The sequence below is a fragment of the Reyranella sp. CPCC 100927 genome (assembly GCF_007859315.1).
GTDB lineage: Bacteria > Pseudomonadota > Alphaproteobacteria > Reyranellales > Reyranellaceae > Vineibacter.
In genome coordinates this window covers 286,932-299,322 of record NZ_VOHA01000007.1, presented here as the reverse complement: position 1 = coordinate 299,322, position 12,391 = coordinate 286,932, and the positions used below count along the sequence as shown (strand labels likewise).

12 protein-coding genes are annotated in these 12,391 nt (G+C 66.4%); 6 read left to right on the top strand and 6 right to left on the bottom strand.

What is annotated here, in order from left to right; translation table 11 throughout:
* Nucleotides 1-31: 31 nt before the first annotated feature.
* The 3 genes from FQU96_RS21070 to FQU96_RS21060 all read right to left on the bottom strand — a co-directional run bounded on the left by FQU96_RS21070 (nucleotide 32) and on the right by FQU96_RS21060 (nucleotide 2,591).
* Nucleotides 32-343, bottom strand: a complete 312-nt coding sequence (locus tag FQU96_RS21070) for an EthD family reductase (protein ID WP_146543291.1) — start codon at nucleotides 341-343, stop codon at nucleotides 32-34.
* A 235-nt stretch (nucleotides 344-578) separates the two neighbouring features.
* On the bottom strand, nucleotides 579-1,763 hold the full coding sequence (locus FQU96_RS21065) for an ABC transporter substrate-binding protein (RefSeq protein WP_146543290.1): 1,185 nt from the start codon (nucleotides 1,761-1,763) through the stop codon (nucleotides 579-581).
* A gap of 144 nt (nucleotides 1,764-1,907) precedes the next feature.
* On the bottom strand, nucleotides 1,908-2,591 hold the full coding sequence (locus FQU96_RS21060; protein WP_218574786.1) for a helix-turn-helix domain-containing protein: 684 nt from the start codon (nucleotides 2,589-2,591) through the stop codon (nucleotides 1,908-1,910).
* Between the two features lie 250 nt (nucleotides 2,592-2,841).
* Here FQU96_RS21060 and FQU96_RS21055 point away from each other — a divergent pair, with 250 nt between their 5' ends.
* Nucleotides 2,842-4,080: an acyl-CoA dehydrogenase gene (locus FQU96_RS21055; RefSeq protein WP_146543289.1), complete on the top strand. Its 1,239-nt coding sequence runs from the start codon at nucleotides 2,842-2,844 to the stop codon at nucleotides 4,078-4,080.
* A gap of 116 nt (nucleotides 4,081-4,196) precedes the next feature.
* Here FQU96_RS21055 and FQU96_RS21050 read toward each other — a convergent pair whose 3' ends face one another.
* The gene (locus FQU96_RS21050) at nucleotides 4,197-4,802 is read right to left on the bottom strand and encodes a glutathione S-transferase family protein (RefSeq protein WP_146543288.1); all 606 of its coding nucleotides are present in this window, start codon (nucleotides 4,800-4,802) and stop codon (nucleotides 4,197-4,199) included.
* A 77-nt stretch (nucleotides 4,803-4,879) separates the two neighbouring features.
* Here FQU96_RS21050 and FQU96_RS21045 point away from each other — a divergent pair, with 77 nt between their 5' ends.
* Nucleotides 4,880-5,398: a DUF2867 domain-containing protein gene (locus tag FQU96_RS21045; protein ID WP_178130615.1), complete on the top strand. Its 519-nt coding sequence runs from the start codon at nucleotides 4,880-4,882 to the stop codon at nucleotides 5,396-5,398.
* Nucleotides 5,399-5,484: 86 nt separating this feature from the next.
* Here the strand turns inward: FQU96_RS21045 and FQU96_RS21040 are convergent, their stop codons facing one another.
* Complete coding sequence (locus FQU96_RS21040; RefSeq protein ID WP_178130614.1) at nucleotides 5,485-6,480, bottom strand: AraC family transcriptional regulator; 996 nt, start codon at nucleotides 6,478-6,480, stop codon at nucleotides 5,485-5,487.
* A 205-nt stretch (nucleotides 6,481-6,685) separates the two neighbouring features.
* Here FQU96_RS21040 and FQU96_RS21035 point away from each other — a divergent pair, with 205 nt between their 5' ends.
* The 4 genes from FQU96_RS21035 (at nucleotide 6,686) to cynS (ending at nucleotide 11,256) form a co-directional block, all read left to right on the top strand.
* The gene (locus tag FQU96_RS21035) at nucleotides 6,686-8,011 is read left to right on the top strand and encodes a hypothetical protein (RefSeq protein ID WP_146543285.1); all 1,326 of its coding nucleotides are present in this window, start codon (nucleotides 6,686-6,688) and stop codon (nucleotides 8,009-8,011) included.
* A gap of 80 nt (nucleotides 8,012-8,091) precedes the next feature.
* Nucleotides 8,092-9,339: a hypothetical protein gene (locus FQU96_RS21030; protein ID WP_146543284.1), complete on the top strand. Its 1,248-nt coding sequence runs from the start codon at nucleotides 8,092-8,094 to the stop codon at nucleotides 9,337-9,339.
* Between the two features lie 73 nt (nucleotides 9,340-9,412).
* The gene (locus tag FQU96_RS21025; RefSeq protein WP_146543283.1) at nucleotides 9,413-10,651 is read left to right on the top strand and encodes a hypothetical protein; all 1,239 of its coding nucleotides are present in this window, start codon (nucleotides 9,413-9,415) and stop codon (nucleotides 10,649-10,651) included.
* A gap of 158 nt (nucleotides 10,652-10,809) precedes the next feature.
* Nucleotides 10,810-11,256: a cyanase gene (gene cynS / locus FQU96_RS21020; protein ID WP_146543282.1), complete on the top strand. Its 447-nt coding sequence runs from the start codon at nucleotides 10,810-10,812 to the stop codon at nucleotides 11,254-11,256.
* Nucleotides 11,257-11,370: 114 nt separating this feature from the next.
* Here the strand turns inward: cynS and FQU96_RS21015 are convergent, their stop codons facing one another.
* Nucleotides 11,371-12,375 (bottom strand): glutathione S-transferase family protein, encoded by a 1,005-nt coding sequence (locus FQU96_RS21015; RefSeq protein ID WP_146543281.1) that lies wholly within the window; start codon nucleotides 12,373-12,375, stop codon nucleotides 11,371-11,373.
* Nucleotides 12,376-12,391 lie beyond the last annotated feature (16 nt).

Sequence of the window (12,391 nt, the reverse complement as noted above, 5' to 3'; positions counted from 1 at the left end):
GACAACACCTCCGATCGATGGTTCGCGGATGTCAGCGATCGTCAGCAACCACGAGGATGGTCGGCGCACCGCCGGAGCTGATCGACGCGGCATGGGCCAGCGCTTCCTGGCCGCCGCTCGAGGTGGCACACGCCTTCAGCGCCTCGATCGTGGGAAAGCTCACGTCCGACATCAGGTGGTACGGCGGCGGTGCAAATGCCGGCCCCACCACGCGCTTGGTAGCGACACTCGTGGCGCCGGCGAGCCGCGGCCCGGCATAGGGCAGATGCTCCTCGCGATAGGCGCGATCGAATTCGCCGGCGTTCTGGGGATACGGATAGAGGATCAGCAGGTGGGCAGTCATCACAGGCTCCTTCACGTTGCTTCGGGTGCAACGAAAGGCGTTATGAGCTGACTGCCGGGGTGCGTGGGGTACGGATTACGGACCAATCCTGCGGCACGCTTACGGATGGCGCGACTTCTAGCATTTGCTGAGCTTCACAAACGAAGACGCGCCACAGAGTGGCGCGCCCCAGCGTTTGATCGTCTGCCTGGGATCAGATGCCGTACCTCTCCCCGGCGGGAAACGTTGTCAGGCTTCAGTCGAGCAGAACCCACTTCTGGCCGTTGAAGCGCTGCAGGCGAAGCTGGCGATAGGCGCCGACATCTTGCGGTGTCGTCGTGAGCGCGAGCCCCGGCAACAGCATCGGCGGCCGGAAGGCATCGAGATTCTTCGCTACCGCCATGACGCTGTCGCGGGTTGGCGTTTTGCCGGCGCGCTGCAGGACATGGTGCAGCGTGTTGGCCGCAACATACCCCATGATGCCCACGACGTCGTCGGGCGGATCCTGCGGATCCCACTTCTTCAGGAAGGCGACATAGGCCCTGACGTCCTCGTCCTGTGCCCAGACCGAATCACTGGGCTCCTTGATGAAGGCGGCCGTGATAATCCCCTCGGCATTGTTGAGGCCCGCCGGCGCCAGCACCGTGCTGATCGAGCTGGACGCGTTGACGATGAGCTGCAGCGGCGCCCAGCCGATGTCGGTCGCCTTGCGAATGGCCTGGGCTGCGAACTTCGGCGTGCTGATGTTCACGAAGACGTCGGCGCCCGAACCCTTGAGCGTGATGATCTGCGAGTCCACGGTCGCGTCCGTAGTCTCGTAGCTCTGCTCGGCCACCAGCGTCTTGCCCTTCGCGGCCAGCGCCTGCTTCAGACCATTGAGATGGTCCTTGCCGAAATCGTCATTGGGATAGATGGCGGCGATCCTGGCGTTGGGCCGCTGCTTGAGGATGTACTCGGCGTAGATCTTCTGCTCGAGGTGATAGGAAGGATAGAGCGGCGTCGTCCACGGATACTTGGCCGTGTCGTTGAACTTCGATGCGCCGGTCTGGATGAAGAGCTGCGGCACCTGCTTGCTGTTGAGATAGCGATGGGTCGCCGTGTTGGTGGGCGTGCCGGTCGTGCCGAAGATCAGCAACACCTGGTCCTGCTCGACCAGCTTGCGGGTCTGCTCCACGGTCTTGGGCGGACTGTAGGCATCGTCCAGTGACAGGAAGTTCACCTGCCGTCCGTTGATGCCGCCTTCGCTGTTGATCTTCTTGAAATAGCCAGCCATCGCACGGCCGGCCGAGCCGTAAGCCGACACCGGACCGCTGTAGGGCACGGTATGGCCGATCCTGATCTCGGTGTCGGACACGCCCGGCCCGTCCTTGGCCACGGCAGGCCCCGTCAAAATCATGGCGCCGACAAGCATGCCGCCGAGTGCCGGCAATCGGTTCCTCATTGTTTCCTTCCTGGTGCGGTTGGTTGAGCCGCGCAGCGACACCCCCGGCGTCGCAAAATTTAACGACCCGACGGTAGAATTTAGATTGGTGTGCGCCCTGTCAAGGCCGCAGGCGACCCGTTGCCGTTGCGGCCGTCCATCGTGTCAGGTCGCTGCGTGCAAGGCCTCGCGAACCGGGCCGACATGGGCGAACTGATAGCGGCCGAACCACTCCGGAAACGCGCGCACGAGCGGCCGCGGTCCGTCGATCACCAGCCCCATCCGCTGCGCCTGGATGAAACCGACATCGCCCCGCCACCATGCGACAAGCGCCGGCAACGCGCCGCGGACGCGCAAGGGCTCGGGAAAGCCCGGGTTCTGCAGGCAGACCGAGGCCTCGGCCGGCTTCAGCAGCATGAAGCGGGTTTGACAGCCTTTGATCTCGAACCGTGTGACGATGGGATCCCTGCCCAACGCCGCCAGGCGAACGCGACGCTGCATGTCCACCAGCAACGGATCCAGTTCGAGATCCTCGGTCGCGGCATGCCGGGGCAGCCAGCGCTGCCCCCAGGTGCCGAGCGCGCTCACCAGGTTGGCCAGTTCCTGCCCGGCGTCGGTCAACCTGTATTCGGGACCATGCTCGCCGTCCAGCCGGACCACCGCGCCGACGTGGACCAGGGCCTGAAGCCGCTCCGACAGCACGGTGCGCGAAACCCGCGGGATGCCGCGGCGGATATCGTTGAAACGCCGGCTGCCACAGAGCAGTTCACGCACGACCAGCAGGGTCCAGCGGCCACCCAGAACCTCGTGGGCGCGCGCCACGGCGCAGAATTGACCATATCCGACCAAGAGCGTACCCCGCCAAGTTGGCCCTGGGAGCGCGGACGTCCCGCCTGCATCTTCGGCGAAAGCTTTGCTTTCGCCTGTGCGCCATGCATGAGCGGGCCGGAGGACCGCGCTCCCAGGCTTTAACATGCCGGGGGCGTCGGAACGGTACGGATTCCGGACCGGCCGGCGCCCCCCCACAAGACCTGTCGCCCCGTGGAACGGCGTCTGATATAGGGCGGTCAGTACGTGAGCAACAGCAGTGGGATCCGCCATGTCTTCCGCCATCGCCGCCGCCACCAAGATCGCCAACGCCCGGGGTACCGGAGAAGGTGCGCCGCCGTTCGACTGGAAGGACCCCTTCTTCCTCGATACCCAGCTCAGCGAGGAAGAACGCCAGATCCGCGATGCGGTGCGCGAGTACTGCCAGGACAAGCTGCTGACGCGGGTGATCGAGGCCAATCGCCACGAGAAATTCCATCGCGAGATCATGAACGAGATGGGCGCGCTGGGCATGCTCGGCAGCACCCTGCCCGAGAAATATGGCTGCGCCGCCACCAACTACGTCACCTACGGCCTGGTGGCGCGCGAGGTCGAGGCGGTCGACAGCGGCTATCGCTCGGCCATGAGCGTGCAGTCGTCGCTGGTGATGCATCCGATCTATGCCTACGGCACCGAGGAGCAGCGTCAGAAGTACCTGCCCAAGCTGGCGTCGGGCGAATGGGTGGGCTGCTTCGGCCTGACCGAGCCCGACCACGGTTCCGATCCCGGCGGCATGAAGACCCGCGCCACCAAGGTGGCCGGTGGCTTCAAGCTCAACGGCTCCAAGATGTGGATCACCAACTCGCCGATCGCCGACGTGGCCGTGGTGTGGGCCAAGAACGATGACGGCGTCATCCGCGGCTTCATCCTGGAACGTGGCATGAAGGGCCTCGAGACGCCCAAGATCGAGGGCAAGTTCAGCCTGCGCGCCTCGGTCACCGGCGCCATCATGATGGGCGACGTGTTCGTGCCGGAGGAGAACCTACTGCCCAACGTCTCCGGGCTGGGCGGTCCGTTCGGCTGCCTCAACAACGCACGCTACGGCATCGCCTGGGGTGCCATGGGTGCCGCCGAGTCGTGCTGGCAGCGGGCGCGCGACTACACCATGGAGCGCAAGCAGTTCGGCCGGCCGCTGGCCGCCAACCAGCTGATCCAGAAGAAGCTCGCCGACATGCAGACCGAGATCGCGCTCGGCCTGCAGGCCTGCCTGCGGGTGGGCCGCCTGAAGGACGAAGGCAAGGCGCAGCCGGAGATGATCTCCCTGATCAAGCGCAACAACTGCGGCAAGGCGCTCGACATCGCCCGCGTCGCGCGCGACATGCACGGCGGCAACGGCGTGTCGGACGAGTACCACGTCATCCGCCACGTCATGAACCTCGAGGCGGTCAACACCTACGAGGGCACGCACGACGTGCACGCCCTGATCCTGGGCCGCGCCATGACCGGCATGCAGTCGTTCACGGGGGCCTGAGGAGCTTCCTGGGAGCACGGGCGTCTCGCGCGCATTTCAGGCGAAAGCCCTGCTTTCGCCTGTGTGTGTGGCCATGACATGAGCGGGCCAGAGGCCTGCGCTCCCAGGAGAACCTGTCAGGGCTCGGTGTCGCGGAAGGCGGGTATGCCCAACAGCCGCCGCGTGTAGGCGTGCAGGCGGGGCACGCATGCCTCGGTGTCCAGGCCGACGCCCCGTGCGAGGCGCTCGGCGACAAAAGCTGTGACGTCAGCCTGGGTAAGGCGGCCCAGCAACAGGTAGGGCTGGTCCGGCCCCAGCATCGCCGCGATTGAAACCAGCGCAGCCTCGACCTGCGCCATGCAGTCTTCGATCCAAGGCTGATGCACCTTTTCCGCCGGGCGGTGGTTGCGCTCGTAGGCCGCCTGCAGGGCCTTGTCGCAGGCACCCATCATGATCGCCGCCACCTTCAGCACGGCGCGGCGATCGGCACCCGCGGCCGGCGTCAGCGCACCGTCACCGCCATATGCCTCGTCGAGATGGTCGATGATGGCGCCGCTGTCGACCAAGGTCTCGCCGCTGTCGAGCATCAGCGCCGGGATGCGACCCAGCGGATTGCGCGCCCGCACGTCGCTACGGTCGTTGAAACCCGAGAGCGCCTGCTGCTCGTAGGCCACGCCGTAGATATGGAGCGTGATCGCCACGCGGCGCGTGTAGGGAGAACGGTTCACGCCAATCAGCAGCATTTTTGACTCCAAGACGCTAAGCCTCGTCTTCGCGCCCGTAGTTGATGGCCCCTAGAACAGGTGACATCATCACGAGCATGGGTTTAGACCGCAAACCGCAGGTTCGCCGGACGACGCCGCCGTCGGAAAGTGTCGTTGCGAGCTGGTACGAGAACGCCAGTTTACTCGACAGCTACAGCATTGACCTGAGTGCATCGGAACAGTCGAGCATGCGCGAGCTGGCGACCCGGACACTCGTCAATCCACCCGCGTGGCAAAAGGCGTTGATCGCGCTGCGCGACGCCATGGTTACGCCCTTTGGCATCAAAACCTCCGATACGGTCAGGATGTCCCGGGACAGCCATGAACGGGTGGCCTTCTTCCCGGTGCACTGGGAGAGCAAGGACGAAATTGTGCTCGGTGCGGATGACCGACACCTGGACTTCCGGCTATCGCTGCTCCGACGCCATTCTCCAACAGGCACGTTGCTCATCGCGACAACCGTCGTGCAGGCCCACAATGCCTTGGGCTTCACCTATCTCAACGCGATCAGGCCTTTTCATCACCTCGTGGTCAGGGCCAACCTGGCACGCTGCGCACAAACACAACCGCAGTAGAGCGGGGAAATCTCGAATTTCGAGCGGGTACACGGCCCAGGCGCCGTTCCTGGATCCCTCGCCGCGCTCGGGATGACAGTCGCGCCCTAACTCAGCTTGGCGCGGCTGCGACGGAAGGTTTCGGATGGGCTTTCGCCGAACTGGGCCCGGTATTCGACGGAGAACCGTCCCAGGTGATTGAAGCCCCAGGCCAGCGCGATATCGGTGACGCTGTCGCTGGGCCGCGGGCGCGTCAACGCCTCGCGCACGCGCACCATCCGGGCGTGGCGCAGATAGCGCATCGGCGACATGCCGCGGGTGTCCTTGAAGTGCTTCATCAACGTCCGGCCGGGAATGCCCGAGGCCGCGACGATGTCGGCCAGGGTCACCGGCTCGCTCAGATGGCCCTGTATGTAGTCGAGTGCGCGGCGCACATCGCGCGACGCCACGCGGGCCGAATGATGCTCCAGCGCGCTGCTGTAATTGTGGCCCTGGTGGAGCAGCAGGCCGGTGATGATGAGCTGTTCGTAGGCGCTCGCCATCAGCGGGCTGGCCGGCAGCGCACTGTCGTCGAGATCGGCGATCGCCAGGCTGATCTGGCGCTGGACGCGACGGCCGGCTGGAGTCGCCAGATCAACGGTGGGATCGAATTGCAGCGACTGGCGCGGCGCGTCGCCGAGCAGCGCGCCGATCTGACCGGCAATGGCGGCCGCCGTAATCGACAAGGTGATACGCGTGCTGTCGGCGCCGGCATGCATCAGATGGCCGGCTGGCGACGAAATGACGGCGTGATCCGGGCGACAGATGATACTGCCGCTGTCATTGATCACCTCGGCTTGGCCGCGCAGGGGGAAGTGAATGAAGTAGTCGTCGCGCGCCCGGCCGTCGGGCACCCGCACCGTCGCGGCGGCGCCATACTGGATGTAGCCAAGGTAGCTGTTGGGCAGGTAGACGGCGCTGGCGGCGAAATCGAAGGCGCGCGCGGCGCGGGCCGGCAGGTCCAGATAGAATTCCTTGGCGGCCATGAAGCCGCGCGTCATGTCCGGATCCCGGCTCTCCAGAACGCGCCGGTGCTGCAGAACGTGCGTGTCGGTGGATCCCATGGTCGGCATTGCTCACTGCCAACGCGCCTTGAACGGCATTTATTCCCTGCCCCGCGCGAAATATAGCAAACCCCTCTGCGGCTGTATTGCCATTTTCGGATAGTGCGGCGGCCAACGTCGGATTTCGCCCCTGCGAGGGCCTTCCTATCCTCATCGCAGGCTTGGGGACCTGACTCAAACGCGGTCCCACCTGCAGGAGGCAGACATGTACGATCCGGCCGCATTCGCCGACGACCTCGAGGCGTGGGAAGAGCAGTTCTGGGAGTTCATCGACTCCTGGCTGCTGGAGAAACTCTACGAAAACGAGGTCGGCCTGGTCGGCACGACTCTGGCCAACGTGCTGCGCACCTCGCAGCGAACCGGCTCGAAGATCCTGACCGGAACGGTCGCCGACCTGTTGCGGCTGGGCACGTTCGATCCGGACGACACCTCGGCATGGGGGATCACCAAAGGCATCGGCGCCAACGCGCTGCGGGTGATATCCGTGGTCGGCCCGGCCGGTCGTGCGCTGGGCTGGGCCGGCCGCTACGCCGGGCTGGCCGCGGCCTCCAAGCTGAAGACCATTCCGTTCGCCGAAGGCCCGTGCGCCTACGTGGCGACCAACAACGCGATTTCCCTGCTGCGCGGCCAGACCAAGCAGATCTTCGCGTCGGTTGACGACATCCTGGCGGCTGGCGGCGCGCCGACGGGCGCCTGGCGCCTGAGCATCGTCAATATGCCGCGCGTGAAAGCGATCATGGATGCCGCCGGCATCTACGTAAAACGCCTGCACGGCGTGAACTCGATCGACGACGCCCTCAATGCCGCGCGCAAGGCCGACGGCCCGGTTTCCTTCAACGTCAAATGGGTCGATGCCAGCGGCAATCCCGCCGAACACGCGCTGACGGCGATGAAGGATCCCTGGGGCCGTCTCAAGATCCTCGACTACTTCGAGGGTCAGGCGAAGGGGTTCAAAGGGTATGCCTCGATCGACGAGTTCGAGAAGCTCTGGAATCTTCCGAAGGGCGCGGTGACGTTCTACGGCAGCAGCCTGGATCCCGTCCTGCAGTTCAGCAGCCAGTACATCCAGTTGCTGAAGATGGCGGACGGCGCCTTCGTCATCGCCATTCCGTTCGTGGCCGGCGTGCGGCCGCGCAGCCCGCTGTTCGAGGGCATCCAATCGGTGTGGACATACCTGCAGGGCAAGCTCGGCGACAAGGCGCCGCCGCTGCCGGATCTCGGGACCAACCCCATGGACTGGAAGGTCACCATCCTCGGCAAACCGCCCTACTGGTATACGGTGCGCCAGGGCATCCCGCGCGACGACTGGTTGTCGGTCAGGGCCGAGAAAGCCTACGGCGATCAGCTTCTGTGGCCGTTGATCTTCGAGGCCACCCAGGCCGAAGAACGCAAGGCCGGCACCATCAAGTTCGTCAACCAGAACAAGATGTGGCCGGGACAACGGGTTTTCGTGCCCGACATCTCCAGTATCACCGCCGAGCGGCGCGCCGCGGCCAGGGCCCGCGGGCGCGACTGGCGGCGGGTCGGTTAGATCCAGCGCCGGCCACGCGTCGGGGCTGTCGTTCCAGGCATTTCGCGGTATGCTCCTCCCCCATCCGGGGAGGGGCGCCGATGCGCAGGCTCCTGGCCCATTGCTCGGTCTGGCTTGTCCTTGCGCCGCTGGCCACATCCGGCGCCGAGGCCCAGACGTCCGACCGCTGGCAGGCCTGCCGGCAAGCCCCGACGCGCACCTGTCTGTTTGCCGAAGCGATCCAACGGGTCCGCGACGATGCCCCGTCACGCGATATCCCGCGCTACGCCGAATGGGAAAGCGGCCTCTACGTGCGCCTCAGCGCGATCGCCGAGGCCAAGAAGGACCGCATCCTGTTCACCGAGGCCAAGCGCGTCGTGAGTGCGCATGCCGTGCTGCAGACGTCTCGCGAGGCGGCACTGCGGACCATCGCCCTGGCAGAAGTCCGGGCCGGCTTTGTCGACGACGCTGTGCGCACGATCGATGGGGTCGGCGATCTCGGGCCGGTCCCCGCCGAGATCGTCGCCGCGCTGGCCGTGTCGGGCCGCCTGCCCTACGCGCTCACCATCGCCGAGCACACCGCCGTTCCGGCGGCACGGGCGCAGGCCTGGAGTCGCCTGGCGCGCGCGACCCGCAATGCGGCCTACCTGGAGAAAGCGGCGGCAAGCATCCGCGATATCGGGGATGCCTACGAGCACGGCGCCCAGAGCCAGTACCTCGCCGTTGCCCAGGCCGATCTGGGCCAGATCGCACGCGCCCGGCGCACCATTCGCGATATCGGACTGCGTGCCTACGAAGCGCTGGCGCTGGCCGACATCGCCGGACTGACGGGCAATGCCGCGTTTCTCGACGAGGCGAAACGCCGGGCGGCGGGACTGAACGAGCAGCCGATCGACCAGGATGCCTGGCGCGCCATCTTCCAGACCCAGATTGCGATGGGGCGGCTGTCGGATGCCCTGCAGAGCCTCAAGCGGCCGGAACTGGAGACCTTGCCCGGGACGTTGGCGGACGACGCCGGCGCATTGGCGGCGGCATACTGGATCAAGAGCGGCTCCAAGAGCGCAGAAGGCGTGCTGACCGATATCCTGAACGGCTATGCCGAGCGCTTCTGGGGGCCGGCGCGCTACGCGCTCGCGGTCGGACTGGCAGACGCCGGCCGGTTCGACAGCGCCCTGCTGATGGCCTTCCTGAGCGATGAGCCGAACGTCGACTGGGCCGTGGCCCACATCGCGCTGCGCATGGCGCAGGCGCAATCGATCCCCAGGGCGCTCGAACTGATCGACAAGGTCAAGGAGCCCGGCGCCCGATCGCCGGCGCTGGCCAGGATCGCCATTCTGCTGCCGCCGTAAGGCGCTCACCACGAAGCGTGGGACGCCCGTGCGCCCAGGCGGTAAACTGCGCATGCGGCAGCAAGAGGATGTGATGACCCGGCGTTGGATATGGTGGTCGGCCTGGCTGATGGCGGTGGCGCTCGCGGTGCCGGGCGCGGCGGCGCCGCCCAGTGAAGAGTGGCAGGCGTGCCGCCGCAATCCGACACGGGCCTGCGTCTTCGCCGAGGCCATCGCCCGCTTGCGCGACGATGCGCCGCCAGGCCGCGATCCGCAGTTCGCCGAATGGGACCAGCTGCTCTACCTGCGACTCAGCGAGATCGCCGCCGCGAAACGCGATCGGGCTCTGTTCGACGAAGCCAAGCGATCTGCCGAGGCGAACCTGATCGCCGACTCGCGGCGCTCCGCCCTGCGCTGGGTCGCCGCGGCCCAGGCGCGGGCCGGCTTCGCCGACGACGCGGCCAGGACGCTCGACGACGGCGATGGCGGTGGCTTCGCCGCCGAGGCCATCGCCATCGCCCGGGCGCGCGCCGGCCAGATGCCGGCGGCCGTCGCGGCGGTGGAAGGACTGGCGTCGATCGACATGCAGGTCCGCACCCTGGTGCGGATCGCGCGGACGACGCGAGATTCCCGCTACCTGGACCGTGCCGCGACCGCCATCCGCGGGCTCGATGACGGCTACGAGCAAAGCGCGCTGTGGCCCCTGCTCGCCGTCGCGCACGCCGAGCTCGGCGCGCTCGAACCGGCGCTTGATGCCGTGCGCCGCAGCGCCGTGAGCTACCACCGCGCCCAGGCGCTGGCCGACATTGCCGCCCTGACCCAGGACCCGCGACGCCTCGGCGAGGCGCGCGGCTACGCTACAGGCTTCGACGGCCGTGGCCACGAGGACGAGGTCTGGGCCGCCATCGCGCGCGCCGAGATTGCGCTGGGCGTCCTTGACGGCGCGCGCACGACCCTGGAAACGCACCTCACGCCATCACCGTCGCGGGCGTTGGCGGCGGAGGTCGGCGCACTGGCGGCCGTATACTGGCTGCGCGGCGACAAACAGGTGGCCGAGAAGCTGATCGATGCGCTTCTAGGGGGCACGTGGACGATCGGTGAAGCGCGCGCGGTGCTGGCCCGCCGCCTGATTGCGGCCGGACGCTTCGACGAGGCGCGGCAGGTCTCTTTCCTCGCCGACGAAATCACGTTCGACAACCTGTCGGCCGACATCGCACTGAAACAGGCCGAGGCCCGTGCCTTCGACGCCGCGCTGGCGACGGCCGACATGATCCAGCACCCGGCACGCCGGTCGCCCACCCTGGCCGAGATCGCTGCGCTGATACCGGAGTAGAGATCGGCCATGGGCGAAAACCGGTCAACCTGATCGTCCTGAACGCAGCCGCCGGGCACGACCTGCCAGCGCGGATGGCGATTCGCTGCTTTTCCGATCTGGCATGACGCTTGCTGACGTTCGACCACGCAGCAGAACGGCAGCCAGGAAAGAGTCCGATGAAGCGCAGCGATGTCACCGACAAGATTCTATCGGCCAAGCGGATGAAAGGCCTGAGCTGGAAGGAGATCGGCGCCGCCGTCGGCGGCATGTCACCGATTCTGGTCTGCGCCGCCTGCCTGGGCCAGATGAAGATGACCCCGGCGCAGGCCGACAAGGCCGCCACGCTGTTCGGCCTGGGCCAGGAAGAGACGCTGCTGCTGCAGGAGATTCCCTATCGCGGCTCGCTGCTGTCGGTGCCGCCGACCGATCCGCTGGTCTATCGCTTCTACGAACTGGTTCAGGTCTACGGCACGACGTGGAAGGAGCTGATCCAGGAAGAGTTCGGCGACGGGATCATGAGCGCCATCGACTTCGACATGGTGATGGAACGCCTGCCCGATCCCAAGGGCGATCGGGTGAAGATCACCATGAGCGGCAAGTTCCTGCCGTACAAGACGTACTAGGTCTGCATCAGCACCGGAGGGCCTCCGTCATCCTGGCCGCAGCGGGGAATCCAGGCGCCTTCCTAGATCCCTCGCTACGCGCGGGATGACAGCAGCACCGGAATGACAGGCGCTCTACCCTTCCAGCCAGCGTTTGCAGCCGGTTTCGGTCAGGATCTCGTCGAGCCCGGGCACGTCCTTAGCCGCGGCGTATTTACGGCGGATCTCGGCCAGCGACCGGGCGTGGTACTTCTGCGCCTGTTGCGTGAACGGCTTGCCCTCGAGCGTGACCGTGAACTCGGCATCGCCCTTGGCCAGCGCCGCCTCGTTGGCCGCCGACCACGGCAGGAACAGGCCACCGACCTCGGCCTCCAGCAGCCGCTCGATCCCCCAGTGGCTTGATTTCCACGGGTCCCAGCCGCCCTCGACCTTCGGGTCCAGCATGCGCTCGATCCAGCGCCACGTCGTGGGATAGAGGTCGGTGATCAGCTTGCCGGGCGTGGGATCGGTCCAGCATTCGTAGAGCTGCCCCCACAAGCCGAAATCGGCCAGCGACGGGCGATCGCCGAACAGGTACTTGCGGATGCCGAGATGAACCTCGAGCGTATCGAGCACCCGGCGCAGCGATCCTTCGATGGTCTCGCGCGTGCCGGCGTGCGAACCGACGAATGACAGCCGCGGTACCATGCGCTGCGCCACACCTTCGGCCGCCTTGGCGATCTGCTCCGGCGTCGCCCCCTCGCCCGCCAGCTGCGTTGCGATGCGGCCGGCCGCCGATTTGCAGTCCGCGTCGTAGAACCAGCGATAGTGGAACATCGGCTTGTTGCCCCACTCGTCCGCATACTCCTCGATCAAGGCAGACAGGAAGCGCAGCGCCGGGTCATCAGGATGAAGCGACGGCTCGGGGTGGGCCGCCTCCAGGCGCTCGATGATCGGCGTCGAGTCCTGCAACCCCTGTCCGTCCGCCGTGACCAGCAGCGGGATCAGCGGCAACTTGGCATACTTCTGGAACTCGGCGGCCGTGGCCGGCCCGCGCGGAATCCACTCGTGCGCAATGCCCTTGAAGCGCAGATAGGATCGCACCTTCACCGAATAGGGTGACAGCTCGGAACCGAATAGGCGATAGGCCGGCGCATTCATCTCAGGTTACCTCCCC

Coding starts and splice junctions, on each gene's coding strand:
- FQU96_RS21045 (WP_178130615.1), top strand. CDS start 4,880: ATGGGTTTAGACCGCAAACCGCAGGTTCGCCGGACGACGCCGCCGTCG.
- FQU96_RS21030 (WP_146543284.1), top strand. CDS start 8,092: ATGCGCAGGCTCCTGGCCCATTGCTCGGTCTGGCTTGTCCTTGCGCCG.
- FQU96_RS21055 (WP_146543289.1), top strand. CDS start 2,842: ATGTCTTCCGCCATCGCCGCCGCCACCAAGATCGCCAACGCCCGGGGT.
- FQU96_RS21035 (WP_146543285.1), top strand. CDS start 6,686: ATGTACGATCCGGCCGCATTCGCCGACGACCTCGAGGCGTGGGAAGAG.
- FQU96_RS21070 (WP_146543291.1), bottom strand. CDS start 343: ATGACTGCCCACCTGCTGATCCTCTATCCGTATCCCCAGAACGCCGGC.
- FQU96_RS21015 (WP_146543281.1), bottom strand. CDS start 12,375: ATGAATGCGCCGGCCTATCGCCTATTCGGTTCCGAGCTGTCACCCTAT.
- FQU96_RS21050 (WP_146543288.1), bottom strand. CDS start 4,802: ATGCTGCTGATTGGCGTGAACCGTTCTCCCTACACGCGCCGCGTGGCG.
- FQU96_RS21025 (WP_146543283.1), top strand. CDS start 9,413: ATGACCCGGCGTTGGATATGGTGGTCGGCCTGGCTGATGGCGGTGGCG.
- cynS (WP_146543282.1), top strand. CDS start 10,810: ATGAAGCGCAGCGATGTCACCGACAAGATTCTATCGGCCAAGCGGATG.
- FQU96_RS21040 (WP_178130614.1), bottom strand. CDS start 6,480: ATGGGATCCACCGACACGCACGTTCTGCAGCACCGGCGCGTTCTGGAG.
- FQU96_RS21065 (WP_146543290.1), bottom strand. CDS start 1,763: ATGAGGAACCGATTGCCGGCACTCGGCGGCATGCTTGTCGGCGCCATG.